The organism is Paraburkholderia phymatum STM815, assembly GCF_000020045.1.
Classification (GTDB): Bacteria; Pseudomonadota; Gammaproteobacteria; order Burkholderiales; family Burkholderiaceae; genus Paraburkholderia; species Paraburkholderia phymatum.
This window is the reverse complement of the sequence record NC_010623.1, coordinates 419777-446134: the sequence shown is the minus strand read 5'-3', so window position 1 is coordinate 446134 and position 26358 is coordinate 419777. Positions and strand designations below refer to the sequence as shown.

19 protein-coding genes are annotated in these 26358 nt (G+C 61.5%); 10 read left to right on the top strand and 9 right to left on the bottom strand.

Annotation, left to right across the window (positions count from 1 at the left end; translation table 11 throughout):
• Window positions 1-22 precede the first annotated feature (22 nt).
• From BPHY_RS17770 to BPHY_RS17750, 4 genes are all read left to right on the top strand, one after another.
• Window positions 23-763, top strand: coding sequence for an OmpW/AlkL family protein (locus BPHY_RS17770; RefSeq protein WP_012402831.1), 741 nt, complete (start codon window positions 23-25; stop codon window positions 761-763).
• Window positions 764-1834: 1071 nt separating this feature from the next.
• The gene (locus BPHY_RS17760) at window positions 1835-3232 is read left to right on the top strand and encodes an efflux transporter outer membrane subunit (protein WP_244257653.1); all 1398 of its coding nucleotides are present in this window, start codon (window positions 1835-1837) and stop codon (window positions 3230-3232) included.
• Entirely contained in the window at window positions 3229-4323 is a 1095-nt protein-coding gene (locus BPHY_RS17755) for an efflux RND transporter periplasmic adaptor subunit (protein WP_012402828.1), read from the top strand. The genes BPHY_RS17760 and BPHY_RS17755 overlap by 4 nt, the downstream gene beginning before the upstream one ends.
• Window positions 4320-7409 (top strand): efflux RND transporter permease subunit, encoded by a 3090-nt coding sequence (locus BPHY_RS17750; RefSeq protein WP_012402827.1) that lies wholly within the window; start codon window positions 4320-4322, stop codon window positions 7407-7409. The genes BPHY_RS17755 and BPHY_RS17750 overlap by 4 nt, the downstream gene beginning before the upstream one ends.
• A gap of 190 nt (window positions 7410-7599) precedes the next feature.
• On the opposite strand, the gene BPHY_RS17745 is transcribed toward BPHY_RS17750, so the two are convergent.
• From BPHY_RS17745 to BPHY_RS17720, 6 genes are all read right to left on the bottom strand, one after another.
• Window positions 7600-9330, bottom strand: coding sequence for a SulP family inorganic anion transporter (locus BPHY_RS17745; protein ID WP_012402826.1), 1731 nt, complete (start codon window positions 9328-9330; stop codon window positions 7600-7602).
• A gap of 380 nt (window positions 9331-9710) precedes the next feature.
• Window positions 9711-10496, bottom strand: a complete 786-nt coding sequence (locus BPHY_RS17740; protein WP_012402825.1) for an NAD-binding protein — start codon at window positions 10494-10496, stop codon at window positions 9711-9713.
• Window positions 10497-10687: 191 nt separating this feature from the next.
• Entirely contained in the window at window positions 10688-11509 is an 822-nt protein-coding gene (gene ppk2 / locus BPHY_RS17735; protein WP_012402824.1) for a polyphosphate kinase 2, read from the bottom strand.
• Between the two features lie 200 nt (window positions 11510-11709).
• Window positions 11710-12567: an amino acid permease gene (locus BPHY_RS17730; RefSeq protein ID WP_012402823.1), complete on the bottom strand. Its 858-nt coding sequence runs from the start codon at window positions 12565-12567 to the stop codon at window positions 11710-11712.
• A gap of 230 nt (window positions 12568-12797) precedes the next feature.
• Window positions 12798-13436, bottom strand: a complete 639-nt coding sequence (locus tag BPHY_RS17725) for a PqiC family protein (RefSeq protein ID WP_012402822.1) — start codon at window positions 13434-13436, stop codon at window positions 12798-12800.
• Complete coding sequence (locus BPHY_RS17720) at window positions 13433-14407, bottom strand: MlaD family protein (RefSeq protein ID WP_012402821.1); 975 nt, start codon at window positions 14405-14407, stop codon at window positions 13433-13435. Before BPHY_RS17720 ends, BPHY_RS17725 begins: the two co-directional genes overlap by 4 nt.
• Before the next feature lie 485 nt (window positions 14408-14892).
• Here BPHY_RS17720 and BPHY_RS17715 point away from each other — a divergent pair, with 485 nt between their 5' ends.
• From BPHY_RS17715 to BPHY_RS17705, 3 genes are all read left to right on the top strand, one after another.
• A complete protein-coding gene (locus tag BPHY_RS17715; RefSeq protein ID WP_012402820.1) occupies window positions 14893-16041 on the top strand; it encodes an MlaE family ABC transporter permease in 1149 nt (382 codons plus the stop codon).
• A 4-nt stretch (window positions 16042-16045) separates the two neighbouring features.
• Window positions 16046-16816, top strand: coding sequence for an ABC transporter ATP-binding protein (locus BPHY_RS17710; RefSeq protein ID WP_012402819.1), 771 nt, complete (start codon window positions 16046-16048; stop codon window positions 16814-16816).
• Window positions 16817-16979: 163 nt separating this feature from the next.
• Window positions 16980-17234 (top strand): hypothetical protein, encoded by a 255-nt coding sequence (locus BPHY_RS17705; RefSeq protein ID WP_012402818.1) that lies wholly within the window; start codon window positions 16980-16982, stop codon window positions 17232-17234.
• Between the two features lie 85 nt (window positions 17235-17319).
• Here the strand turns inward: BPHY_RS17705 and BPHY_RS17700 are convergent, their stop codons facing one another.
• From BPHY_RS17700 to BPHY_RS17690, 3 genes are all read right to left on the bottom strand, one after another.
• A complete protein-coding gene (locus BPHY_RS17700) occupies window positions 17320-18573 on the bottom strand; it encodes an ATP-binding protein (protein WP_012402817.1) in 1254 nt (417 codons plus the stop codon).
• Window positions 18570-19340, bottom strand: coding sequence for a response regulator (locus BPHY_RS17695; RefSeq protein WP_012402816.1), 771 nt, complete (start codon window positions 19338-19340; stop codon window positions 18570-18572). The genes BPHY_RS17700 and BPHY_RS17695 overlap by 4 nt, the downstream gene beginning before the upstream one ends.
• A 249-nt stretch (window positions 19341-19589) precedes the next feature.
• A complete protein-coding gene (locus tag BPHY_RS17690) occupies window positions 19590-20225 on the bottom strand; it encodes a TetR family transcriptional regulator (protein WP_012402815.1) in 636 nt (211 codons plus the stop codon).
• Between the two features lie 229 nt (window positions 20226-20454).
• Between BPHY_RS17690 and BPHY_RS17685 the strand changes: the two genes are divergently transcribed.
• From BPHY_RS17685 to BPHY_RS17675, 3 genes are read left to right on the top strand one after another with little or no spacing between them, the layout of a single operon-like run.
• Window positions 20455-21639: an efflux RND transporter periplasmic adaptor subunit gene (locus BPHY_RS17685; protein WP_041764342.1), complete on the top strand. Its 1185-nt coding sequence runs from the start codon at window positions 20455-20457 to the stop codon at window positions 21637-21639.
• Window positions 21640-21653: 14 nt separating this feature from the next.
• A complete protein-coding gene (locus tag BPHY_RS17680; RefSeq protein WP_012402813.1) occupies window positions 21654-24812 on the top strand; it encodes an efflux RND transporter permease subunit in 3159 nt (1052 codons plus the stop codon).
• Between the two features lie 11 nt (window positions 24813-24823).
• On the top strand, window positions 24824-26335 hold the full coding sequence (locus tag BPHY_RS17675) for an efflux transporter outer membrane subunit (protein ID WP_012402812.1): 1512 nt from the start codon (window positions 24824-24826) through the stop codon (window positions 26333-26335).
• Window positions 26336-26358: the final 23 nt, after the last annotated feature.

The window sequence follows — 26358 nt, the reverse complement described above, 5'->3', positions numbered from 1 at the left end:
CCAAACAGACAGGAGAAGACACTTGAGGAATTACAGTAGAAAGCTTCGTTCTGCGGGCGTGGCGGCTTGTATCTGCTCGGCTGCGCTTGGTGATAATGCAAGCTCTCAGACGGCGGGAAGCTTTACCGTGGCGACAGGGTGGCTTCACGTCGCGCCACAGAGTAGTGCGACGCCGCTCACGGTGGAAAGCGTTGGTGGCATGACGGTTAATCAGCAGTTGCCTGGTACCGGGGCGCATGCGACGTCCACGGATACGATGGGAATCACCACCGAGTACTATGTCACCGACCACGTCGGCGTTGCCACGCTCATTGGCCTTCCTCTGACGGTGAATCTCGTTGGTGATGGCGCCCTTGGGAAGTATGGAACCCTCGGGTCGACGCGACCGGTCCCGCCCGCTGTCGTGCTTCGATATCACCTTTTTGAGGCCCAGTCGAAATTTCGTCCTTTCGTCGGGTTAGGCGTGAACTATACCTGGTTCACTCAGGTTCGGACAACTAATAGCAAGTTCATCACCGACAATCTTGGTCCGGGCGGGTCGGCGCACGCATCACTCAGTTCATCCTGGAATCCCGTGTTCGAGATCGGGGCAAATTACGCGATTACAAAGCACTGGTCCGTCGGAGCCGCTGTCGGTTATGTTCCGTTAAAAACGCACCTTACGCTGGACGGGACGACGGCTAATGGAACTCATATCGTTTCCCGATCGACGATCCGTATCAATCCGATTAACGTTTTTCTGAACGTCGCGTATACGTTCTAGCGTTTATTTTATGTCGTAGTGTCGTTAGGATGCTCATGGAAGACGCCTCATACATTTTTTCGACGCCCAGGCCCGCCGCTGGTCGGCGCATTTATATTCGACTATGGCTTGATGATTCGCTATGGGCCCGTGACGCGTTCTATCTCTGCGGCTGCGGCGACGTTCGTCTCTCCAACTTCTTGACGGAGAGCAGTGCGGCACCCCTTTGGCTCGCCTTCAGCGCTACCCTGCGTAGGCGCTCGAGCGTTTTTGCGGCCGGTTTCAGGGCTGCCGTGACAGAGTGTCCGCATTCGGATAGTGACTGTTATACGAGGCGTGGCGATGGACTTTGAAACCGACGATTGCCATGCGCGGGACTCGATTGTGTGTGAGGCCGGCTGCACGAGCTTTCCGAACATACCCTGTCTATAGCTCAGATGGATCATTCGTTGCGTTGGGGTGAGCGTGGCGTCGTTCGACCGTTTCCGGGTCGAAGGGAACGCCTCATATCGCGGCCCGATTATCTCCGGATCGAACGGCTGGCGCACGACCATGACGCGGTCCGGTCGATCAACTATAGACGCCTTGGTGAGTGGCGGGCCGTAAGTCCAAGGCGTCGTCCTTCTGACCTGCATCAAAAATTTTGGGGAAAAGGCGAGTAGGTTCATTAAAAGCAGACAGGTGACGCGCGGTCAAAATGCCGGCCTCAAGTGTCAGCTTGCCCGACCCGATGTTGAGCGAGTCCCTTCGTCCAATCAGCCGCGGCCGCCTCTCGCGTCGGCGTGCGATTCGGTTGACGTGGGGATCGAACTCAGCGGTGACGCCCTCGGTATCGAATTCACTAACCCCATTGCCGCAATACCGATCGGCGGCGCGCAAGTGTCCGCACCATATAGGTCTGAATTGTCTGGCCGGCCTTTCACCACGCTAATTGGTACCCGATTTATCGACCCAAGGCCGATGATGTCATCCGCAACCGCTACTCGGACGATGAGACAACCACCTCGCCGTGGTGAGGTGGCAGGGCGCAGCGCAGCCGCCGCGGCGGTTGTGTCGCTGGCGCTTCTTCTGGCAAGTTGCGCGACGCCAGTGATGCAGCCTGCGATCGAGGTTCCCGGGCGGTTCGCGGCTGCGTCCGCATCTGCGGAGGAGCCGGAGGCCGCTTGGTGGGATAGCTATGGCGATCCGGTGCTTTCCGATCTGGTCCGTCGGGCGGCGCAGGAGAACCGGGACGTCCGGATCGCGGCGGAGCGCGTGCGGGCCGCGAGGGCCGGAGAAACAATCAGTCGTTCGTGGCTCCTGCCAACTTTGAGCGTTGGTGCCATGGGTTTTAACCACACGACGAACTACGATACCGTCCTCAAAAACTTCGTTCCCGAAGCGGCAAATACGCGAGCGGGACAGGTCGGTATCGGTGCCTCGTGGGAAGTTGACGTCTTCGGCCGGCTGCGGGCGGGTGCGGCCGCGGCTGCAGCCGACACGATCGCAGTTCAGAATACCGCGCGCGGCGTGCGCCTTCTTGTGCTGACCGATGTCGCCACGAATTACTTTACACTCGTCGGCGCATTGCGACAGCTCGAAACCGTACGCGCAATATCGGCTGCACAGGACGAGACGCTGCGCCTGGTGACCGCCCGCGAACGCGTCGGCCTCGCGACTCCATTCGACGTTGAGCGCGTGAAGACGGAAGCTTCAAGAACGCACGCGGCCATACCGCCGCTTGAGACCCTGGCCGCCGTCTCGCGCCATCACATTGCGGTGCTCGTAGGAGATCAGGCTTCCAATGCGGCGAGCATCACGCCATCGGGCGTCGGAGCGATCGTTCCGCCCGCACGTCCGGGGCAACCGGCCACCCTGTTGCAGCGGAGGCCGGATCTGCTCGTCGCAAGCGCACAGCTTGACGCGGCCAATGCGCGCCGGCAACAGGCGATGGCGGAATGGTTTCCGCGTCTATTTCTCGGCGCGGTGTTCGGCCGTGAGTCCATCGATCTCAACGGGATTGCGCTCGGTCCGGCGCGCTTCAGCAACGTCGCCGGCCTCATCGCGATGCCCATCTTCAATGCGGGGCGGACGCAGGCGATCAACGACATCGCCGAAATCGGTCAAAAGGAAGCGGTCCTACATTATGAGGACGCCATCGTACGCGCGCTCGAAGACGTCGAGAACGCGCTGGTCGCGCTCGACGACGAACGTCAACGTGCGCAACTGCTGGAGAACGCCGCGACTACGGCCGAAGCGGCGCTGGGCCGCGCGCAGTCCCTCTATAACCGCGGCCAGACCGATCTTCTGCCGCTGCTCGATGCCCAACGGACCCGGTTGGCCGTCCGTGCAATCGCTAACGACAGCAGCACGCAATTGCTGCTCGACAGCGTTCAACTGTACAAGGCGCTTGGCGGAGGCTGGGAGGTGTTCGAGGCCGCTCCCGCTCCTGACGGCACAGCACCTTCCCACAGTTCGTCAAACGTGGATCGGGACGAGGGACCATCATGAAAAACTTGCTACGTGCACTGTTCGCGGCCGTGCCGAGCGCTGCGATGCTGGTTGCGTGCGGATCGAAGCCCGCCCCCGATGCGCTTCGTGCGGTCCGCACTGCCGAGATCCGCTACGACGAGACTCTGGTGACCGACCGTTACGTGGGCACCGTGCAGCCGCGCCATGAAGTCATTGAGGCTTTTCGCGTCGGCGGGAAGGTCGTCAAGCGCAAGGTCGACGTCGGCCAGAAGGTTCGCGAGGGCGACGTGCTCGCGGTGCTCGACGATACCGACTATCGACTCGCCGAGGAAGCAGCACGGCAGCAACTGGCCGCGGCCATTTCGCAGGCCCGACTGGCCGAGTCCGATCGGCGGCGTCTCAATTCACTCAAAACCGACGGCTCAGTGAGCGTATCTGACGATGAGAAGGCGCAGACCGGTGCGCAGACAACGTCGTCGGCGGCTGAAGCCGAAGGGAAGAAACTCGAGCTCGCACGCAATCGGTTGAAATATACGGTGCTGCGCGCGTCGCAGAGTGGCGTCATCACCTCCGTACGTTTCGAAGCAGGGGAGGTCGTGGCCGAGGGGCAGCCGATGGTTTCCATCGCCAACGCAGGCGAGCCCGAGATCGTCGCCGACCTGCCGGAAGATCGTCTCTCAACGTTCAAGACGGCGCGATACAAGGCGTGGCTCGCTAGCGCGCCCGAACAAAGCTTCGACGTCGTGTTGCGGGAACTCTCTCCGCAGGCTACCGCGCAAACCCGTACCTACCGTGCGCGCCTGAAACCTGCGATGCCGCGAGCGTTGCCACTCGGTGCGACCGCCACGCTGGTGGTCGAGCGTCCGGTCGGCGACGCATCGGCAGCAGTGATTCCTGCCTCGGCCATCACGCAGAACAAGGGCCAGCCCGCCGTCTGGGTGGTTCATCGTGTGGGTTCCGAGCCGGTGGGCACGGTCGAGCTGATCGGTGTCTCGGTGCACGGCTATCGTAACGACGATGTGCTCGTGTCCGGACCGCCGGCTGGCGAGCTGATCGTCACGGCAGGCGTGCAGAAGATGGCCCCGGGCCTGAAGGTCGCGCTTGCCGAAACCAGGCAATCTGTCCGATGAAGTCGTTCAACCTGACCGAATGGGCGCTGAGTCACCGCGCCATCGTGCTGTTCCTGATCCTCGTGATCGGCATTGGCGGCACGTTCAGCTTCACTAGGCTGGGCCAGCTCGAGGACCCGAATTTTTCGGTGCCCTCGATGACCGCCCTCGTGATCTGGCCCGGTGCCACCGCGCAACAGGTCCAGGACGAGCTACTCAACCGCATGGAGAAGAAGTTCGAGCAACTCGATCATTTCGAGAAGGTCGTGACATATGCGCGCCAGGGATATGGGGGCATGACGATCACCGTGAAGGGCGGCACGTCCCATGCTGACCAGCGCGAAGCCTGGTATCAGGCGCGCAAGAAGTTCGGCGACATCAAGCTCGAACTGCCTGACGGCGTCGTCGGCCCGATTTTCAACGACGAATACGGTGACGTGACGGGGTTGCTCTACGCCGTCAAGGGCGACGGCATCAGCCAGTGGGAGCTGACCGACGTGGCCGAAGACATCAAGCGGCAGCTCCTCAAGGTACCGATGGTGAAAAAGGTGGACATATATGGCAAGCAAGCCAAAAAGATTTATGTCGAGTTTTCGAACGAGCGGCTAGCCGCACTTGGTATCACGCCGCTGCAGATAGCGGAAAGCCTAAGGAGTCAGAACAGCGTATTGGCAAGCGGACAGATCGACACGCATGATGATCGCGTGCTCGTGCGCGTTAGCGGCCAGTTCAGCAGCCTGGACGATATCCGCAACGTTCCGATCGCCGCCGGCGGCCGGTTACTGAAGCTCGGCGACTTTACATCGATCACGCGTGGATATGAAGATCCACCAATCTATACGGTACGGCACAATGGACAACAGGTCCTGATGCTTGGCATCACAATGACCGACGACGGCAACATTGTCGACCTCGGCAAGGCGATCGATCGAACAATCGCAAAGGTGCAGCTCGAGTTGCCCTACGGCGTCGAACTGGAGCGGGTCGCCGATCAACCGACCGTCGTCAGCGAATCGATCTGGGAGTTCGAGCGCTCGCTGCTGGAAGCGCTGACCATCGTGCTCGCGGTCTGCCTGATCAGTCTCGGCTGGCGCACGGGAATCGTTGTCGGGATTTCGGTGCCGATCGTGCTGGGCGTCGTTGCCCTGGTAATGCTTACGATGGGCTGGAATCTCGAGCGCGTCTCGCTTGGGTCTCTGATCATCGCCCTCGGTCTGCTGGTGGACGACGGCATCATCGCGGTTGAGATGATGGTCGTGAAGATGGAGGAAGGATGGGACCGCGTTAAAGCGGCTGCCTACTCCTACACGGCGACTGCGATGCCGCGGCTGACTGGCGCGCTCATCACAGCCGCTGCCTTCATGCCGATCGGGTTCGCCAAGTCTACTACTGGCGAATACGCGGGCGGCATTTTCTGGATCGTCGGCACCGCCGTGCTGTTCTCGTGGGTCGTGTCGGGCCTGATCACGCCGTATCTGGCCGTCAAGATGCTGCCGGAGGACTTCGGCAAGCAGCACCGTGGCGGTGACCCGTATGACACAGCGTTCTATCGCAAGCTGCGCGGCTGGATCGATCTAGCCCTCGAGCGGCGCTGGTGGGTCATCGCGGCAACAGTGGCCGCACTCGCTGCTGCGATTGCCGCAAGCAGGTTCGTGCCACAGCAGTTCTTCCCCAACAGCGCGCGGCCCGAACTGGTCGTCGAACTGCGACTGAAGGAAGGCGCTTCATTTGCAGCGACCACCGAGCAGGTCAAGAAAATGGAAGCGGTGCTGAAGAAGGACAAAGACGTGCGTTTCTTCACAGCCTACACAGGCGCAGGCCAGCCACGCTTTTATCTCGCGCTCAATCCCGAGTTGCCGAACCCTGGCTACGCTGTGTTCGTCGTCATGACGAAGGACACGCAGGCTCGTGAGCGCGTCCGTTCGAGGCTGATGGGGAGCGTGAACGCGGAATTCCCGCAAGCGTGGATTCGCGTCACCCGCCTCGAACTCGGTCCGCCGGTCGGCTTCCCTGTACAGTTCCGTGTCGTCGGCTCCGGGACGCAGAAGGTCCGCGAAATCGCGCGGGAGGTCGAAGCGGTGGTGGCGTCAAGCCCCAAGGTGCGCGACGTCCAGCTCGACTGGAACGACCCGGTTCGGACCCTGAGAGTCGACCTTGATCAGGACAAGGCGCGCGCGCTCGGCCTGGCCCCCGCCGACGTCGCTTTCGTCACCCAGACCTTCATGAACGGCGTAACACTGTCTCACTTGCGAGAGCGCGAAGATCTGATCGACATCGTTGCCCGCGCCGTACCTTCAGAGCGGCTCGACCTGGGCATGCTGAAGGACATCAATCTTTATACACGCGAGGGCACGGTGGTGCCGCTGTCGCAGATCGCGCGCGTGCGCTACGAACTCGAGGAGCCGGTGCTCTGGCGCCGCAACCGCGACATGGCGATCACCGTGCGCGCGGACGTGAAAGACGGCGAGCAGGGCGTGTCGGTGACCCAGGAGATCCGACCGCTTCTGAAGGACATCGAGGCGAAGCTGCCTTTCGGTTACCGCATCGACGTCGGCGGCGCAGTCGAGGAAAGCGACAAGGCCAACCGCGCGCTGATGGCCGTGTTCCCGGTCATGCTGATCACGATTCTGACGATCCTGATGCTCCAGCTGCAGAGTTTCTCGCGTATGACGTTGGTCTTCCTGACTGCCCCGCTGGGGCTGATCGGGGTCGTTGCCGGGCTGTTTGTTTTCCAGGCGCCGCTCGGGTTCGTTGCCATTCTCGGGGTCACCGCCCTGAGTGGGATGATTATGCGCAACTCGGTGATCCTGGTCGATCAGGTGCAGGCGGAAATCGCGCAGGGGCGCGACACCTGGACAGCGGTCGTCGATGCCGCTGTGCACCGGACGCGTCCCGTGGCACTGACTGCGGCGGCTACCGTGCTCGCCATGATTCCCCTGACGCGGAGCATTTTCTGGGCGCCAATGGCGATCGCCATCATGGGCGGCCTCACCGTTGCGACCCTGCTGACGATCTTCTTCATGCCCGCCCTTTACGCGGCTTGGTTCAAGGTCCGCCGCAACGCAGAATTGAAACCTGGAGATCTGCCGCGCGTTGATGCTCCCTGAAGGGGCCGGCCGTGGGGAAGGGACTTTGGCGATCCAACCAGAATGTTACGCAGCTATGTTTCGGACCCGCGCCAGTCAATGGGCTCTCTTTTCCGGTACGCGGCGCCAGCGTGGCAACAACTCTTGCTCGATCAGCACAACGCCCTCTGCCTTGCTCCGATTTGGAAGTCTGCGTGAGCAGCCGGTGGGTTCAATGCACCGCCCCCCCGCTGGGCTCCTGGTTCCCGGATGATCGCTGTGCCTGCCATGCCGCGATCGCGCGATCCAGATTGAAGAACATCCGGTTGCGCCCGAGCGTGTCGCCGAGCGGCGAATGCTGGACCATCGTAAGTACGCCCGGATTGAGACCCACAAGCCAGAGCACGATACCTTGCTTGCGCAGGTCCTTTTCCGCTTCCGTCAGCATTTTGAGCGCCGTGTATTCGAGATCGGACACGGCGCGCAAATGGAGTGCGACGATCTGAGGATGTGATCCCTCGATCAGGGTGCGTATCTTCTGCCTTACGCGCTGCGCGTTGGCAAAAAATATTGGGCCTTCCGGTCTCAACAACAGGAGACCTGGAAAAGCCTCGTCCTCCGGGTGCTCCGCGGACACTGGGCGGAATACGTTTGTGCCGGGCTTGCGGCGCAAGACATATACGGGCGGATCGGACGTCTGGTAAGCAAGCGCGAGAAGCGACACGACAATGGCGGTCAGTATCCCGGGGAGGGTCCCGAAGAGCACGACGCCGAGTACCGCAACCAGCGCCCACAGGAACTCTGTGCGTCGCACGGCAACAATCGCGCGAAATTCCGACGGCGCGATCAGGCCGAACGAATACACGATGACTATCGCCGCCATCGTAGCTTGCGGCATGAGTCCAATGAGCGGACCAAGCAGCAGCATTGTGCCTAACGTGACGGTAGCCGTGACCAGTTCGGAAAGCTGGCTGCGGGCGCCGACGAGCCGGTTCACAGCCGTCTGGGTCGTTCCTCCGCCCGCCGGCATGGAGCCCAGGAGCGCGCCGCACATGTTTGCAAGTCCAATCGCCACTAGCTCCCGATTGGCCAGTGGCACAGGTTCCCCGCTCTCAACGAACGCTCGCCCCGACGCGATCGTTTCAGTGAAGCTCATCAGTGCAATGCCCGCGGCCGCGGGCCCGAGTGACGCCACGAGAGAAAGGTCCGGCATAGTGAAAGCAGGGAAGCCTGTCGGCACATGGCCAACAACTTCGACCCCTTGAAATTGCAGGCCGAGCAGGCTTACGCTCCCGATCCCGCACGCCAACGCAAACAGCGGCGCGGGGGCTCGTGGAAAATAACGCTCAATCGCCACCAGAGCGATCGCCGTCATCAGTCCCACGGCGACTGTTGCCATTGACGCATGCGGAATACCTATGACGATTCCTAAGACGTTATGGAAGAACGCCCCCTTTGGGACGTGTATGCCGAGTAGCTTCGGCAACTGGTCCAACACAATAACAACCGCGAGACCAGCCTTGAAACCCGTCAATACAGGGTCCGAAATGAAGTTGGCAACAAAGCCCAATCGCAGGAGCCCGGCGAGCGTGAGGATGGCCCCGACCAGGAACGCTAGCGTTGCACAGGCTCTCAACAGGTCTGCCGCCCCGCCTGCGGGGACCACGCGGGCAAGCGCCGCTGCAGTGAGGATGGCGATGGTTGCGCTGGTGCTCACGCTGAGGGGCCGCGACGTTCCCAGGAGCGCGTAGATTACCATCGGAACGAAGGCGGTATACAGTCCGACTTGCACGGGCAGCCCCGCGACAGTCGCATATGCCATGGCCTTGGGGACGACGACCGCGGCGGCGGATACACCAGCGATGATATCCGGCTTCATCCACGACTTCTGGTAGTCGCGGATCCACTCGAGCACTGGAATACGAAGACCACCGGTCGAATGTCTTGATGAATCTTGTCCCATAGTCGCCCAGCTTCCCTTACTTTAGCTAAATCGCTGGACCTCTAACCAGGTCACCTTGGTGGATACCGGTTGCGTTCGCGAATCCGGTGTCGGAGGAGGCCGTGCCATTGAAGTGAAAGGCGCATCGTCCTCTGCATTCGAGCTGGTGCCTGCGTCGCCTTCGCCACTGCAACTCGGCGTGACGTGCCGCATGGGCGGCCACCTGTATCGCCGGCCCCAGCATGAATGCGCTTTTCCAAGGGCCTCGGCAGGACAGTACATCTCGTAGCGGATTCCCGCTACCTTCGAGGGTCAGGCCAACCGATGCGCAATCACCGCGCGGGTATATGGGACCGCCCAGGTGCGGCTAGCGCGTGCTACGCAGCCGCGTTTGGTCTTCGTTACGCCGGTTGCGCATCAACCTGCCCGACCATCGCGCAGGCAACAATGTCGTTCTGGTCGATGACGGTCGAGGCACCTGCCTTTCGGAGCAACATCCTGCGGAGATCGTTCTCTCCTGATACCACGATCTGGAGCGCCGGATTCAGTGTGTGCGCCACCAGCGTGATCTCCAGATTACTGTTAGGATCGGAGCCCGTCAGAAACAGGGTACTGGCAGTATCCAGCCTGGCACGTGCGAGTATGTCGTCGAACGAATTCTGATCGCCCAGCATAACCATATATCCCAGTCGGGATGCTTTGTCGGCCTGCTTCGCATCGGAATCGAGGACGAGCACGGTCGATCCCGCATCGCGGAGACGGGCGGCGACCATCTGGCCAACCGGGCCAAACGGGCAAACCGCGACATGGTTGATCAGTGCTTCAAGCTTGTGCTCCATGACTCTGTTCTCCCAGAAGATCATCACGTCGTCACCTGACAACATGCCGGCTAGTTGCCGCAACGCGTATCCAGCAATAACCACCGTTACGAGAATGGCGACCAGCATGAATATCTTCTGGTCCGCATTGAAGTCTGAGAAATCGCCAAGTGTTGTAATAAGGTTGACCGCATCCCAAAAAGCCGTGAACGTCTTCGTGCTTACTGGCGCATCCGTGTGGTCGAGTAGCTCAATCCCAAGCGTCGATCCCAGCAGCACCAGAAACAACATGCCGACCGCCAGATGAGCACGCCGCCTCCATTCCTGGATACGCAGTCCACCAAGCCGAGGTTCCTCGATCCGGTACATTCCGATCTCTCCCGCAGTTTGTCTTTTGAGCAGCTTGCAACCATTCAGCCGAGCACGCTTGCACCGCGCGCTATGTATCTTCCATCTTCCCGATCAGACCATGGCTTTGGACGCAGCCACACTTGGAATTGGACTTCGGTATTTCATCAGCCGTTCAACTAGACTCATTTCCTGCCACATGCAGCACGACGTCAAAACTTCTCGGGCACATATCTGAAATGGTGGTCCGATTCGCGATAGCCTTCCGCCTTCTGTCGTTTGGGCAACGAAACCTTCTTACGCGGCAAAGCCTCGTACGGAATTTTGCTGAGCAGATGGCTGATAATGTTCAGGCGCGCGCGTTTTTTGCTATCGGCTTTTGCAACATACCAAGGCGAGTATTCTGTATCGGTCATGCTAAACATTGCGTCGCGCGCCCGTGAGTAGTCATACCAGCGGCGATAGGATTCGAGATCCATCGGCGAAAGCTTCCAGATTTTTCGCTCGTCGCGAATTCGCGCTTCCAGCCGGCGTGTCTGCTCTTCAGCGCCGATTTCCAGCCAATACTTGATGAGGATGAGTCCCGAGTCAATGAAAGCACGCTCCACCAGCGGTGTGGCCATCATGAACATCTGGACATCCGCCTCGGTGCAAAAGCCCATGACCCGCTCGACACCTGCTCGACCATACCAGCTGCGATCAAACAGTACGATTTCTCCCGCAGCCGGCAAGTGAGGAAGATAGCGCTGCAAGTACATCTGGGTTTTTTCCCGATCGGTCGGTGCTGGTAGCGCAACGACCCGAAAAACTCGCGGATTCACGCGCTCGGTGATCGCCTTGATTACCCCGCCCTTGCCTGCGCCATCACGCCCCTCGAACACGATACAAATTCTCGCGCCAGTTCGCACCACCCATTCCTGTAGCTTGACCAGTTCAACATGAAGCACGGCCAATTCCTTCTGATACGCGCTGTTGCTTAGCCTGTCGCCAGCTTTGGCACCGTGCACCTTCACCTCATTGCGGAACTCAGACATTCCTTTGTCTCCCAGACAACAGCCATACCATACGGCATCAAGAACTGATTTCAACCGCCCTGTCTGCGTCGCTTGCGCCTGCGTCAAGCCAGGATTAACGCCTCGTCCTTCTACCCAAAGGGCAGTCGAATGTCAGTGCCATTCCTGTGCGAGAATTGGCTTTCTACCCGCCGAAGCATCCCGATTCGACACACCTGCTTTTAGCCAATCGCCACCGTCTTCGTTGCGAATAGCACGACCGCAGTGACTGCCACGACGCACAGACTGCCAGCGGCTGTCCTCTCCAGAGGAGTGAAGGTGGGGGCGCCGGCATCCTTCTCGCGCCGCGCGTACCAGAAGACAGGTATCCCGATGACGAACAAGATGGTCGACATGAGGAGGAATTTCGGATCAGCAGCATAAAGGAGCCATGAAGCGTAAGACGTGCCAAGGATTCCCGTCCGCAGCGAGGCGTGCTTCTGAAAGACGAGTGCAACAATGGCGATACCGAAAGAGAGTGTAATGATATTGACCACGCTCGCGATCGTGTTGACCATTGCGGTGCGCTTGACGCCGGAAAGCACCATGAAATGCGTGGTCCAGATCAGCAGCGACCCGCCGGCTATCGATTGCCAGTTCTTTCCGTCGAGCACGGGAAAGAAGAATCCCAGTGTCTGCATGATGAGGACGGCAAAGGCGACGTTGCCGAAGGCCGAACTTAACCAGTAGCCCCACGCCATCTCAAAGCCAGCAAATCTGCCGAAGCCCTCACGTGCGTATGAATAGATACCGGACTTCAGTTCCGGGCGCTGGTCCGCCAACGTCCGAAAGCAATTGGACAGGAAGAACATGCCTACCAGCGTAATACCCCATGCGAGTGCAATGGCGCCCAGACCTGCGCCTGCGGCCATGTTCTGCGGCAAATTGAACGCGCCGCCGCCAATCATTGAGCCAACGACGATGCCGCTAAGAAGCAGCAATCCCAGCTTGCGCTTATCCGCCTTACGTGAAGGCAACGCAGGTTTTGCCTCTGGTGCCAGGTTGGTTGCCGGGGCCGTGGTAGTTGCGGGTCGGGCCATCTCCGCTCCTCCTAAAATACTGGATTGCGGCCAGTGCGCCCTCGCAGAGGGCATGCTTAAAGATTGCGCTGCCCGCGACCCAGCATCTTGACGCAGATCAACCGTGCACGGCTGAGTCGCCTCTTCTTTGTGCGCTACACCGATGTTTGAGACCGGTTTTTCCCACGCTAGTAGAGATAAAACGGGCAGAAGTCGGAAACGGCTATGATGAAGTACCGTGGTCAGCACGATCAACACGTCTGGCAATCATGGTTGATTCCGGCCGCGAGTTGGTCGGCCAGATCGGCGACAGCCCGCGCCATCGCTGCCACGATGGCACTATCGCTTTCACCATCTGTCTCCTCAGTCAGGGATACCTGTTGAATGCGCAGTATTTCGCGTTTTGCGCCATCCATGATGGTGGAACGGGCAACCAGCACGACCTGGCGATCTGCTCTCCACTCGAAGGCGGTTACGTCGACGAGGAGTAGCCTGGCGGGGCGCTCGACAGGGGTCGTGGCGGTCACGAGCATCCTGGGCAGACGCGCCGCAAGCGAAGCACTCAATGCACGAGTCATGCCGACTGACAGTCGCTCGCTCCACCGGCCGGTGGGACGCGGGAGAAGCTGGTTGCCTCTTCGCTCCACGATGTCGGTCGTGTCAAGATAATCCGGAAGCTGAACGCGCTTGACTTCGATGATCGGCCAACCCTTCTGGCTGATCGTCGTCGCGGCGGCGGGCGGCATGGCACTGATCACATATTCCGCAGGCGGCGGCCCGGATAGGCTGCAAGCAGCTATGGCGAAGGTCGCAACTGCAGGCAAAACGGATCGGGTAGTCCGGTTTAGCAATTTGTTACGCAGCAGTGCGAATGAGGTGACCGGCATCATCGTGTGGCTCGGCCGATGACGAGGGCATTCGGATGTCGCTCGACCGTTTCCGCGAAGCTGCGCAGGCGGCTTGCGCTAACTGCGAGATCACGTGCGGTCGCTTCCAGGTCGCCGCGAAACTGCGCGTGCGGATCGGCAAGGTCATTGAGTGATTCGAGCAGCGTGTCCGCCTGACGCACCGCTCGATCAGTGGTCACCAGCGTGCGACTGAGCTCGCCGCTGCGCGCGTCCAATTGCTCGCGTGCGTCGACTAGCAGCAAATCGAGATCATGCAGCGTGTGAGTCGCGTCAGCCTCTACATGGCGTACCGTCGCGTCTGTCGCGTGTAACGTCTGTGTGGCGGCGTCCGCGGTACGGATTACGCTCTGCGCCAGCGGCTCGAGTAGGACATCGACATGGTCCGATAGCCGCGTGAGCGAAGACAAAGCCTGCTGCACCGACCCGGAAAGCTCGCGTAGAGGCAGCCCCGCAAGCTGATTGCGCAACTGGTCGAGGTCGGATGGGATGGCGGGAATCTCCGGAGCGTCGGTAACCGAGCCAGTCAGCTGCGCCGGTGTGCCGGGCCTGAAATCGAGATCGACGCGTAGTTGACCGGTGACGAAGCTTTGAAGCGCCAGTTGGGCTCTAAGCCCCGCCTTAACTGCACGCTCAAAGTCGACAGCGCGGCCACCAAATTTTCTACCTTCCCATACTGCCTGATTTGTCGACTCAAACTCCAGGTACACGGGAATTTTCGCTGTCATCGTCTCGGATGAGAAATGCACCGCGATGCGCTTGACTGAACCAATGCGTACTCCGTGGAAGGTGACCGGCGAGCCGACATCAAGCCCCGCGACGGATTCACCAAAAAACACCACGGCGTTAGAGGTCTTCGCGAACAGCTGTGCGCCCCCGAAGAACACGATAGCGGCAATACCGAGCGTAATCGCACCCAGAATGAATCCGCCCACAACCGCCGGTCGAGGGTTCATGATTTTCCGTGTCCTATCATTTATTTCACTCATCATCCGCAAAGCGCAGGCATGGTTGGCCAGCGTCAACCCGCGCTTAGAATCAGCTTATCTGCCAATGCTTTCGCCGCGACGAATAGAACGCGTTCGCAAGCACTATGCGCTTCTATCATGGAACGGGGGCGAGCCTCGCCATTGATCTGTGTCAATGTGGGAAAACGCGTCATCATTCGAGAATGCAACATGCGTATGGCGTAGTCGCCGCGGCTCACAACAGGAGTGTTTCTCACATGAAAGCGCATATTCACCGCTGAAGCAGCATATCGATCGCATATCGGTGCGCCTTGGGCGGCGTCAGCGTCGGGATACGGTCAGGTTGCGCGGAGCCGATGGCGCCGACAGGTGCAACAGGTCGTGGTTCCGGTTGCAATGGTGAGTTCCCGCGGCGTCGTGCAGTAAGGTGCAATGTTGTCGATGTTCAAGTCTGCTTCGTTAGAGTGTGAATTGTGAACCTTTCCTTCGACCTTCGGCCTGGCTGGAATCTCGAAAGGCACGAGAGTCTGGCGGTGCTGCATCTGAGAGGCGACTGGATTACGTGCGCGACGGGTGTGCGCAGCGCCGCCGAAGTCCACGAGATCGTTAAAGCAGTTGGCGCTTGCGCACTCCGTCTGGAAACAAGCAACCTCGGTCGATGGGATAGCGCGCTTATCGTCTTTTTAATGATGCTCCGCGAATCGGTCAGAAAAGGAGGGACCCGCCCGTTCGAAATCGACGAGTCGGACCTTCCTCATGCAGCACAACGACTACTGGCTCTGGCAGCCGCGGGAAGTGGAGAAGTGGCTGGCATTGCCGCTGTGCATCGCTCATTGGCGACGCAAGTCGGGGAAGCCTATTTCCAGGCGTGGGCGAACGCGGTGTCGATCGTTGCGCTCGTGGGAGAAACCGCACTGCATTGCACCGCAGCTTTCGCCCATCGAGTGCGGACCCGCGGTGTCGACGTTCTTCAACTGATGCGCGAAGCTGGCGCTGGAGCACTTGCCATTGTGGCAATTGTCAACGGATTGGTCGGCGCAATTCTCGCATTCATTGGCGCGGTGCAGTTCCAGCGCTTCGGCGCAGGAATCTATGTCGCCAATCTCGTCGGCATTGCTGTTGTGCGAGAGATGGCGGCGTTGGCGACCGCCATTGTGATGGCAGGGCGGACCGGGGGCGCATACGCGGCGCACCTCGCCACCATGCAGGGAAACGAGGAAATCGATGCACTAAACGCGGTTGGAATTCCGGTCTTTGACTTCCTCGTACTGCCACGGGTTATCGCGCTTGTCTCAATGATGCCTTTGCTCTACGTGTACAGTTGTGCGGTAGGCCTTTTGAGCGGCTTCATTGTCACCCTTGCGACCCTCGATATCACCGCGGTGACATACCTGCAACAACTGCGCGGAGCTGTTGACGGGGTCCAGTTTGCGATTGGCTTGGCCAAGAGCATCGCTTTCGGCTCGTTCGTTGCCCTAGCGGGATGTCATATCGGGTTGAAGGCTGGACGTAGCGCGGCGGAGGTCGGTCGCGCGGCGACCTCAGCGGTTGTGGTGGGCATCGTCGGGGTCATTTCGCTCGATGCCATATTTGCCGTCTGCACGAACGCGCTGGGAATATAGTCCGATGACGCGCCCCGACCCGCAACGTACAACTGAACGTCTTAGGGTGGACAACCTGACGGTCGCATTCGGACCACGCATTATTCAGCGCGAATTGAGTTTTTCGGTGCGAAAAGGCTCTATTTTCGCGATCATGGGGGGCAGCGGGTGTGGCAAGAGCACGGTACTGAGAGCAATGATTGGCTTGCTTCGACCATCGTCCGGGTCAATCGCTGTGGACGGCGAGGATTACTGGACGGTGAGCGAGGAGCGACGCGCCGAGATGAGCCGACGCTTCGGGGTGCTTTTCCAGAGCGGCGCATTGTGGAGCTCGATGACCGTCGCTGAGAACGTGGCATTGCCGCTGCAAATGTTCACCACACTAGCTTCCGATTCGATTGCTGTTCTCGTACAACTCAAGCTTTCCTTCGTGGGACTGTCAGATGCCGCCGCAAAAATGCCCGCAGAACTCTCCGGAGGTATGCGTAAGCGTGCAGCGCTTGCACGAGCACTTGCGCTTGATCCAGATATCCTTTTTTTTGACGAGCCCTCCGCTGGGCTTGATCCGATTACATCGAACCGGCTCGATGAGCTGATTCTGGAGTTGAGCCGGGGTCTCGGCGCAACTGTCGTCATCGTGAGCCACGAACTGCCGAGTCTGTTCGGCATTTGCGATGACGGCGTTTTTCTGGACGGCGAATCGAGGACAGCTGTCGCACACGGCTCGCCACGAATCCTGCGGGACAGTTGTGTTCACCCGTCGGTGCGGGCTTTCATGAAGCGAGGACAGTTGTAGTTCGAATGCTCCGTGTCGCGGTGTTCGACTCGTTGACTTCATGCACGTCGGCTACAGGTGCGCGTTTCGGTCCACCCCGGCGCGCGCGTGGCTTGTCGGGCGACACGCTGTATGTCAATGGCGGCGCCAACATCATGGCGTACCGAATGGAAGGAGGGATACCGTGAATGAGCTTCTGCTGCAACCTGTCGAAGAAACCGTCTCCGATGAGGCCATTCAAGATTTTTTGAGCCGCTATGGCTTTCCGCCGGTTGTTACGATTGAGCGTATTCCCGCTACAGGGTCAAGACCGGCTGTGCTGATAGTATTCCGCGACCTCTCGCCCGAGGCGCTGAAAACGCTCCAGTCGCGGATCCATCAAGTTCACTGGAACGGCCGTAAGATCGAGGCAATCGTGCTGCGGCAGCGGGCAGAGTAGCCGGCATTATGCGCCTTGCTTTTGCTGACCGTGACGGTGGGCGCGAGCGCTGGCATCCTCATTGATACACCTGTTTAGCTTGCCGCTAGGCCTCGCGACGGAACGTCAGCGTCACGCGAAATCCGCCTTCAGGCGCGTTATCGCATTCGAACTGTCCGCCGTTATAACGCGTGAGCCGTCGCACGATCGCGAGACCCAGGCCGCAATGCGCATCCCCGCCGCGCGCCGGATCGAGCCGCGTGAACGGCTGCAGCGCGCGTTCGAGTTGACCGCGCGGAATGCCGACGCCATGATCGTGCACCGTGAGCGTATAGACGCCGCTATGCGCGGACGTCGAAATCTCGACGGGCGGGTCGCCATAGTTCATCGCATTTTCGATCAGGTTCGACAGAATCCGGTCGAGATCCACGAGCGGCAGGTTGAAGCCGTCGCCCGCATTCAGATGCAGGCGCACGAGCGCTTCGTCATCGAGTCCGTCGCCATAGTGACGCCGGCAATGCGCGTCGACATTCGTTTGCGGCGACGGATCGGCCGTGTCGCGCGCATAGTCGAGAAACTGCGTCACGATGCGCGACAGCGATTCGGCATCGCGCAGAAAGCCGCTGCGATTGGCCGCGTCGGGCAGCAGGTCCGCGCGCACCTGCATGCGTGTGATCGGCGCACGCAGATCGTGTGCGACGCCCGCCAGCATCACCGCGCGCTCCTGCTCGGCTTTCCCGAGTTCGCTCATCATCTCGTTGAAATCGCCGATCAGCGAGCGCATTTCGGCGGGACCGCTTTCCGTGACGGGCGGCACGCGCCGTCCGATCCGAAATTCGCGCGCCGCATCCGCGAGCCGGTGCAAGGGACGCTGGAACTGCCACGCGGCGAACAGCGCCGCGCACACGGCCAGCACCAGCATCACCAGCGACGAACCGACAAAGCGCATGCCGGGCAGATTGGCATTGCGCATGAAGAGCCAGTACGGTTCGTTGCCGTAGCGTATCCACAGCGACCCGGTGTGGGGATCGAACACGACGCGGCTGCCTTCGGGCATGCGCGGCAACAGGTCATGCTCGAACGGTGCAGCGGAGCCGGTGCAACCGTTCGGACAGCCGGAACGGTCCACGTCGGCTGCGGCGATATATTCGATGCCGAGCGTCTGCGCGAGGTGCCGCGCAGATGCTTCGCCGTCATGCTTTGCCTGCACGGCGAGCATGACGGCGCGGCGCACATGGTCGGCATCGATCTGACCGCGCTCGCGGTCGACGACGATCAGCGACGTCACGTGCACGGCCACGATCAGGCCGACCGTCAACGTCGCGAGACGGCCGAAGAGCGTATTGAACGGGTTCTTCATTGCGTTGCGTCGCTGCCGTCGTCGCTGGTTTCTCCGCCATTGCCGCCATTGCCCGTTTCGCCGGGCACGAACATATAGCCGATGCCGCGCATCGTCTGGATACGGCGAGGCGCGGCAGGATCGTCTTCGAGCAGCCGCCGCAGACGCCACACGGGCACGTCGATGCCGCGTTCCGTCACTTCGGAGTCGGGACCGTGCAGCAAGTCGACGATGCGCGTGCGCGACAGCGTTTCCATCGGATGCTGTGCGAACACTTCGAGCAGCGCGTATTCGCTGCCCGTGAGCCTGATCGGCTCGTTGTCGCGAAAGAGCGTGCGCGACGCGAAGTCGAGCCGGAAGCGCCCGAACTCGAGCGCCTCGCGATGCTCCGCGGGCGGCGCGTCGGGATGCAGCGCATGACGGCGCAGCACGGCATGGATGCGTGCGAGCAGTTCCTGCGGCATGAACGGCTTGCCGAGGTAATCGTCGGCGCCGAGCTCGAGGCCGATCACCCGATCGACGCCATCGGCGCGCGCCGTCAACATGATCACGGGAATCGTGTTGCCGCTCGCACGCAACTGCTTGAGCGCCGTGAGACCGTCGACGCCGGGCATCATCAGATCGAGCACGATGATCGACGGACGCTCGCGTTCGAGCCGCCGTGCGAGATGGGTAGCGTCGTGCAACACCGAGAAGTCGATGCCGCGTTGCTGGAAGAAATTGCGAAGCAGGTCGCGCAGGTCGGCGTCATCGTCGACGAGCAGTACCTGAAGGGGTGTGTCGGGCATGATGTGAACAGGCTGCGCCGGGCTTTGCCGCTTGGGGCGGCGAGCGCCCTTGCCGCCGGGTATCGGATATGCCTACGACTATAACGCACTGCGGTGCGGCCCCGGTTCTGCGGACTTAGCAAGCCTTACGAAGTCTTAGCAAATTGCAGCGGTCTTGTAATTGAGGTTCGGGCGGCATGAAGGGGCAGACGCGGGGCTCAGACGCGGGGCTCAGACGCGGGGCTCAGACGCGGGGCTCAGACGCGGGGCTCAGACGCGGGCCGGCTCGAACCCAGTCTGAGCCCCGATACATCGCAACGCCGACGCCAGCGTCTGGTCCGCTTCTCCATCCACGCGCGGTTCGCCCGACATCAACAGTCGCTTGTGCAGAAAGCCCGTCAGCGCTGCGTGAATGAATCCGGCGGCGGCGCGCGTGTCGACGCCGGGCGGCAACTGTCCACGTTCGGACGCGGCGCGTAAGGCGGCGTCGATCTGTGCTTCGGCGCGCAACGAGGCCATCGATACCCGCTCGTAAAATGCCGCCGTCTCCGCCGTCACCTCGCGCTTCGTCAGTGCGATGCTGTACAGACGCCGCGCGCGCCGCATGTGCAACGCGTCGCGCAGGCGCTGGCGCAGTTGCGCATGCAGATGCTGCAACGGGTCCGCGTCCTGTTCGCAGGCTTGCACGACAAAGGGATCGAGCGGCATGTCCGCGTTCTCGTAGATCGCCTGAAACACGGCCTCCTTGTTTCTGAAGTGCCCATACACCGCGCCGCGCGTGACGCCCGCTTCAGACGCAATGTCTTCCAGCGACGCGCGCGCGAAGCCGCGCACGTAGATCACGCGCTCGGCGGCTTCGATGATCTTCGCCCGCGTGTCGAGCGCCTGTTGCTTCGTTCGTCCCATGACGGGTGCCTCTCATGCATCACGTGGTCATCGTAGTCGTCACGCAACCGCGCTGGATTAACAAGTCTTACGGCAGCCTGGCGGCTGTAACCCGCGAAAGACGAACAACGCCTATCTTCACGCCTTACCGTGTCGGTGCGCGTTAGATCAACGCTCGTTGCGCGCCGGCCCCGTTCAATACATACAAGGTTGTACGATGCCTGCGCTATTAAAGAACCGTAACTTTCGAATGCTCGCGGCCACGGCTGCGATTTCCGCCGTGCTACCGCTACTCGCCGCGTGCGGCGACCAGCACGCAGCCCCGCCGCAACAGACGCCCGAAGTCGGCGTGGTTACCATCCGGCCTTCCGCCGTGCCCGTCACCGTCGAATTGCCAGGCCGCGTGAGCGCGCATCTGGTCGCCGAAGTGCGCGCGCGCGTCGACGGCATCGTGCAGAAGCGCCTCTATACAGAGGGCAGCGAAGTGAAGGCGGGGCAAACGCTCTACAAGATCGACCCCGCGCCGTACATCGCATCGCTGAACAGCGCGAAGGCGACGCTTGCGAAGGCGCAGGCGACGCTGGTCTCCGCACATGCCGAGGCCGCGCGCTATAAGGTGCTGGTCGCAGCGAACGCGATCAGCAAGCAGGACTACGACAACGCCGTAGCATCCGAAGGCCAGGCCACCGCCGATGTCGCAGCAGGCAAGGCAGCCGTCGACACCGCGCAGATCAACCTCGGTTATACCGACGTGAGCTCGCCGATCTCGGGACGCATCGGCAAGTCGTCGGTGACGGAAGGCGCATACGTGCAGTCCAGCGCGGCCACGCTGCTCGCAACCGTGCAGCAGCTCGATCCCGTCTACGTGGATCTCACGCAATCGAGCCTCGTCGGCCTCAAGCTGCGCCGCGACGCACAGGAAGGGCGCCTCAAGACGAGCGGACCAAACGCGGCGAAAGTCACGTTGATTCTCGAAGACGGCCGTCCTTACGGCGGCACGGGCAAGCTCGAATTCTCCGACGTGACCGTCGATCAGACGACGGGCTCCGTCACTGTGCGCGCGCTGTTCGATAACGCGCAGGGTGTGCTGCTGCCGGGCATGTATGTGCGCGCGAAGATTGAAGAGGGCGTGAACGAGCAGGCGTTCGTCGTGCCGCAACAGGGCGTCACGCATGACCAGAAGGGCGATCCGACCGCGCTCGTGGTCGGCGCCGACGGCAAGGTTGCGATGCGGCAACTGGTGACGTCGGGCACCTACGGCGCAAATTGGGTTGTCGAGAGCGGGCTGCAAACGGGCGACCGCGTGATCGTGCAAGGCGTCGACAAGGTGCGCCCGGGCATGAGCGTGAAGACAGTCGCGGCACAGCTGCCCGCCGCCGATACGGCCACGCAGACGGCGGCAACGCCCGCGTCGGGCGCGCAGAGCGCGCAGTAACGAGGACGCGCGCAATGGCAAAGTTTTTTATCGACCGGCCCATCTTTGCGTGGGTCATTGCAATCATCCTGATGCTCGCGGGCATCGCCTCCATCTTCAACCTGCCCATCTCGCAGTATCCGACGATTGCGCCGCCAGCCGTGCAGATCAGCGCGACGTACCCGGGCGCATCGGCGAAAACGGTTGAAAACACCGTCACGCAGGTGATCGAACAGCAGATGAGCGGTCTCGACCATCTGCTGTACATGTCGTCGAGCAGCGACGACTCCGGCAGCGCGACCATCACGCTGACCTTCGAGGCGGGCACGAACCCGGACATCGCGCAGGTGCAGGTGCAGAACAAGCTTCAACTCGCGACGCCGCTGCTGCCCGAAAGCGTGCAGCAGCAGGGCACGAAGGTCACGAAGTCGAGCAGCAGCTTCCTGCTGGTGATGGCGTTCGTGTCGACGGACGGCAGCATGGACCGCTACGACCTCGCGAACTATGTCGCGTCGCACGTGGAAGACCCGGTGAGCCGCGTCAACGGCGTCGGCACCGTGCAGCTGTTCGGCTCGCAGTTCGCGATGCGCGTCTGGCTCGACGCGAACAAGCTGAACCAGTACAGCCTCACGCCCGTCGATGTCGAAACCGCATTGACCAATCAGAACGTGCAGGTCGCGGCGGGCTCGCTCGGCGGCACGCCTTCCGTGCCTGGCCAGGTGCTGCAGGCGACGATCACGCAGGCGACCCTGCTGCAAACGCCCGAGCAGTTCGGCAATGTGCTGCTGAAGGTGAACCAGGACGGCTCGCAGGTGCGCGTCAAGGACGTCGCGCGCATTGAGTTGGGCGGCGAAAACTACAACTTCGACACCGAGTACAACGGCCAGCCGACGGCAGGCTTCGGTATCCAATTGGCGACGGGCGCGAACGCGCTCGAAACGGCGACGCTGGTGCGCGCGAAGATCGACCAGTTGTCGAAGAACTTCCCGCACGGCCTGGTCGTGAAGTATCCGTACGACACGACGCCGTTCGTGAAGATGTCGATCGAGGAAGTGGTGAAGACGCTGCTCGAAGGCATCGTCCTCGTGTTCCTCGTGATGTACCTGTTCCTGCAGAACCTGCGTGCGACGCTGATTCCGACAATCGCGGTGCCCGTCGTGCTGCTCGGCACGTTCGCGATCATGAGCGCGGCCGGCTTCTCGATCAATACGCTGTCGATGTTCGGTCTCGTGCTCGCCATCGGTCTGCTGGTGGACGATGCGATCGTGGTCGTGGAGAACGTCGAGCGCGTGATGTCCGAAGAAGGGCTGTCGCCACGCGAAGCGACGCGCAAGGCGATGGGCCAGATCACGGGCGCACTAGTCGGCGTGGCGCTGGTGCTGTCGGCGGTGTTCGTGCCCGTGGCCTTCTCGGGCGGCTCGGTGGGCGCGATCTATCGACAGTTCTCGCTGACGATCGTCGCCGCGATGGTGTTGTCCGTGCTGGTCGCGCTGGTTCTCACGCCCGCGTTGTGCGCGACGATTCTCAAGCCGGTACCGAAGGGCCATCACGGCGCGAAGACGGGCTTCTTCGGCTGGTTCAACCGCACCTTCGACAATGGCCGCGACCGCTATCACAGCGGCGTGCAGCATGTGATCCGCCGCTCCGGGCGCTGGCTCGTGCTCTATGTCGTCGTGATCGTCGCTGTCGGCTTCCTGTTCATGCGTCTGCCGAAGTCGTTCCTGCCCGATGAAGATCAGGGCACGATGTTCGTGCTGGTGCAGACGCCGCCCGGCTCGACGCAGGAGACCACGGCGCGCACGCTGAAGAACGTCACCGACTATCTGCTCAACGACGAGAAGGACATCGTCGAATCCGTCTTCACCGTGAACGGCTTCAGCTTCGCGGGCCGCGGACAGAACGCGGGTCTCGCGTTCGTGCGGATGAAGGACTACTCGGTGCGCCAGCATGCCAACCAGAAGGTGCAGGCGCTGGTGGGCCGCGTATTCGGTCATTACGCGTCATATAAGGACGCGACCGTGCTCGCCGTGAACCCGCCGTCCATTCCGGAACTCGGCACGGCGTCGGGCTTCGACTTCGAATTGACGGACAACGCGTCGCTCGGTCACGAAGCCTTGATGGCGGCGCGCAACCAGCTGCTCGGCATGGCCGCGAAGGATCCGTCGCTGGCCCTCGTGCGTCCGAACGGACTGTCGGATACGCCGCAGTTCAAGATCGACATCGACCGCGAGAAAGCGCAGGCGCTCGGCGTCACGGTGTCGGATATCGACCAGACGTTCTCGATTGCGTGGGCGTCGGCGTACGTAAACAACTTCCTCGACACCGATGGCCGCATCAAGAAAGTTTATCTGCAAGGCGATGCACCGTTCCGCATGACGCCGGAAGACATGAGCAAGTGGTACGTGCGCGGCAGTTCGGGAACCATGATGCCGCTGACGTCGGTGGCGTCGGGCCACTGGATCTACGGCTCGCCGAAGCTCGAACGCTACAACGGCATCGCATCGGTCGAGCTCCAGGGCCAGGCCGCGGCAGGCAAGAGTACCGGCCAGGCGATGTCCGCGATGGAAGCGCTGGCCGCGAAGCTGCCGCAAGGCATTGGCTACGAATGGACGGGTCTGTCGTTCCAGGAGCGCCAGTCGGGCTCGCAGGCGCCGATTCTGTACGGCATTTCAATTCTCGTCGTGTTCCTGTGTCTCGCCGCGCTGTATGAGAGCTGGTCGATTCCGTTTGCGGTGATTCTGGTGGTGCCGCTCGGTGTGATCGGCGCGCTGCTCGCCGTGACGATGCGCGGGCTCGAGAACGATGTCTTCTTCCAGGTCGGCCTGCTGACAACGGTCGGTTTGTCCGCGAAGAACGCGATTCTGATCGTCGAGTTTGCGCGCGAGTTGCAGACCAACGAACGCATGACGGCCATGCAGGCCGCACTGGAAGCGTCGCGTCTGCGTTTGCGTCCGATCCTGATGACGTCGCTTGCCTTCGTGCTCGGCGTGCTGCCGCTCGCGATCAGCAATGGCGCCGGTTCGTCGAGCCAGCACGCGATCGGCACGGGTGTGATCGGCGGGATGCTGACGGCCACGTTCCTCGCCGTTTTCATGATCCCGATGTTCTACGTCGTGATCCGCTCGAAATTCTCGCGCGACGGCGCGACCCCCAACAGCACCGAGCCGGACGTCGAAGAGGAAACGGCTCAGTGAGGACAATGCAAATGAACAGAACGATACTGACGGCCCTCGCGGCCGCGCTCTTCGCGAGCGGCTGCACGCTCGCGCCGACTTATGAACGGCCGGCCGCGCCTGTCGCGGCGACCTATCCGCAAGGCGACGTCTACGATAACCAGCCTGCAAAAGGCGCGGCCACGCGCACGGCCAACGATCACGCCGCCATTGACATCGGCTGGCGCGAATTCTTCATCGATCCGCGCCTGCAACGTCTGATCGAACTCGCGTTGCAGAACAACCGCGACTTGCGCGTGTCGGCGCTCAAGGTCGAGGAAGCGCGTGCGCAATACCGCATCCAGCGCGCCGACCTGATGCCGTCGGTTTCCGTCGACGGCACGGGCACGCGCAGCCGCACGCCGAAGGATCTGTCGTATGTCGGACGGGCGACGGTCGGCAGCGACTATCAGGTGGCGGCGAGCGCGTCATGGGAACTCGACTTCTTCGGCAAGGTGCGCAGCCTCACCGAGCAGTCCATGCAGACGTACTTCTCGACAGCGCAGGCGCGCAAGGCGGAAGAGATCCTGCTGGTGTCGCAGGTCGCCGATCAATATCTGACGCTCGTCGCCTACGGCGAAATGCTGGCAAGCACGAAGAACACCTACGATACGGCGCGCCGCTCGTATGAGCTGACGAAGCTCCAGTACGACATGGGCACCGGCTCCGAACTCGATCTGCGCGAAGCGGCGGGCACGATGCAGCAGGCGCAGGCGAACTACGAAAGCCAGCAGCGTTCGCGCGCGCAGGCCGAGAACGCGCTCGTGCTGCTGGTCGGCGCGCCGTTGGCCGCCGACTTGCCGCAAGGCTTGCCGCTCGCGAGCCAGCAACTGCTCGCGGACATTCCGGCGGGCTTGCCGTCCGACCTGCTCACGCGCCGTCCCGACATCATGGAAGCCGAGGCGACGCTGATCGGCGCGAACGCGAATATCGGTGCGGCGCGTGCGGCGTTCTTCCCGAGCATCTCGCTGACGGGCGACTTCGGTACGGCAAGCGCGAGTCTCGGCACGCTGTTCAAACCGGGCCAGCTCGCATGGAGTTTCGGCCCGACCATTTCCGTGCCGATCTTCAAGGGCGGCGAGAACCGCGCGAATCTCGATCTCGCGAAGCTCGAAAAGAACGTTGCCGTCGCACAGTACGAGAAAGCGATCCAGACGGCGTTCCGCGAAGTCTCCGACGGTCTCGCCGCGCGCGGCACGTACGACCGGCAGATCAAGGCGCTGCAGGAGAACGTCGAGTCGCAGCAGCGTCGCTATGATCTGTCGGATGTGCGCTATCGCAATGGGGCCGACAGCTATCTGAACGTGCTGACCGCGCAGACCGATCTGTATTCGGCGCAACAGTCGCTGATTACGGCATCGTTGAACCGCCTGACTAATCTTGTCGATCTGTATCAGTACCTGGGCGGCGGCTGGATCGAGCATTCGGGCGACACGCCCCGTGCCGCCGACGCGCCATACGCACAGCAGACGGAACCGACCACACACGTCGCTTCCCAGCCGTAATACGCGGAAACCTCTGCTAAGCG

Bases quoted from the DNA above. Each gene is read 5' to 3' on its own strand.
- BPHY_RS17760 (WP_244257653.1), top strand. From the start codon at position 1,835: ATGCAGCCTGCGATCGAGGTTCCCGGGCGGTTCGCGGCTGCGTCCGCA.
- BPHY_RS17755 (WP_012402828.1), top strand. From the start codon at position 3,229: ATGAAAAACTTGCTACGTGCACTGTTCGCGGCCGTGCCGAGCGCTGCG.
- BPHY_RS17750 (WP_012402827.1), top strand. From the start codon at position 4,320: ATGAAGTCGTTCAACCTGACCGAATGGGCGCTGAGTCACCGCGCCATC.
- BPHY_RS17745 (WP_012402826.1), bottom strand. From the start codon at position 9,330: ATGGGACAAGATTCATCAAGACATTCGACCGGTGGTCTTCGTATTCCA.
- BPHY_RS17740 (WP_012402825.1), bottom strand. From the start codon at position 10,496: ATGTACCGGATCGAGGAACCTCGGCTTGGTGGACTGCGTATCCAGGAA.
- ppk2 (WP_012402824.1), bottom strand. From the start codon at position 11,509: ATGTCTGAGTTCCGCAATGAGGTGAAGGTGCACGGTGCCAAAGCTGGC.
- BPHY_RS17730 (WP_012402823.1), bottom strand. From the start codon at position 12,567: ATGGCCCGACCCGCAACTACCACGGCCCCGGCAACCAACCTGGCACCA.
- BPHY_RS17725 (WP_012402822.1), bottom strand. From the start codon at position 13,436: ATGATGCCGGTCACCTCATTCGCACTGCTGCGTAACAAATTGCTAAAC.
- BPHY_RS17720 (WP_012402821.1), bottom strand. From the start codon at position 14,407: ATGAACCCTCGACCGGCGGTTGTGGGCGGATTCATTCTGGGTGCGATT.
- BPHY_RS17710 (WP_012402819.1), top strand. From the start codon at position 16,046: ATGACGCGCCCCGACCCGCAACGTACAACTGAACGTCTTAGGGTGGAC.
- BPHY_RS17700 (WP_012402817.1), bottom strand. From the start codon at position 18,573: ATGAAGAACCCGTTCAATACGCTCTTCGGCCGTCTCGCGACGTTGACG.
- BPHY_RS17695 (WP_012402816.1), bottom strand. From the start codon at position 19,340: ATGCCCGACACACCCCTTCAGGTACTGCTCGTCGACGATGACGCCGAC.
- BPHY_RS17690 (WP_012402815.1), bottom strand. From the start codon at position 20,225: ATGGGACGAACGAAGCAACAGGCGCTCGACACGCGGGCGAAGATCATC.
- BPHY_RS17685 (WP_041764342.1), top strand. From the start codon at position 20,455: ATGCTCGCGGCCACGGCTGCGATTTCCGCCGTGCTACCGCTACTCGCC.
- BPHY_RS17680 (WP_012402813.1), top strand. From the start codon at position 21,654: ATGGCAAAGTTTTTTATCGACCGGCCCATCTTTGCGTGGGTCATTGCA.
- BPHY_RS17675 (WP_012402812.1), top strand. From the start codon at position 24,824: ATGAACAGAACGATACTGACGGCCCTCGCGGCCGCGCTCTTCGCGAGC.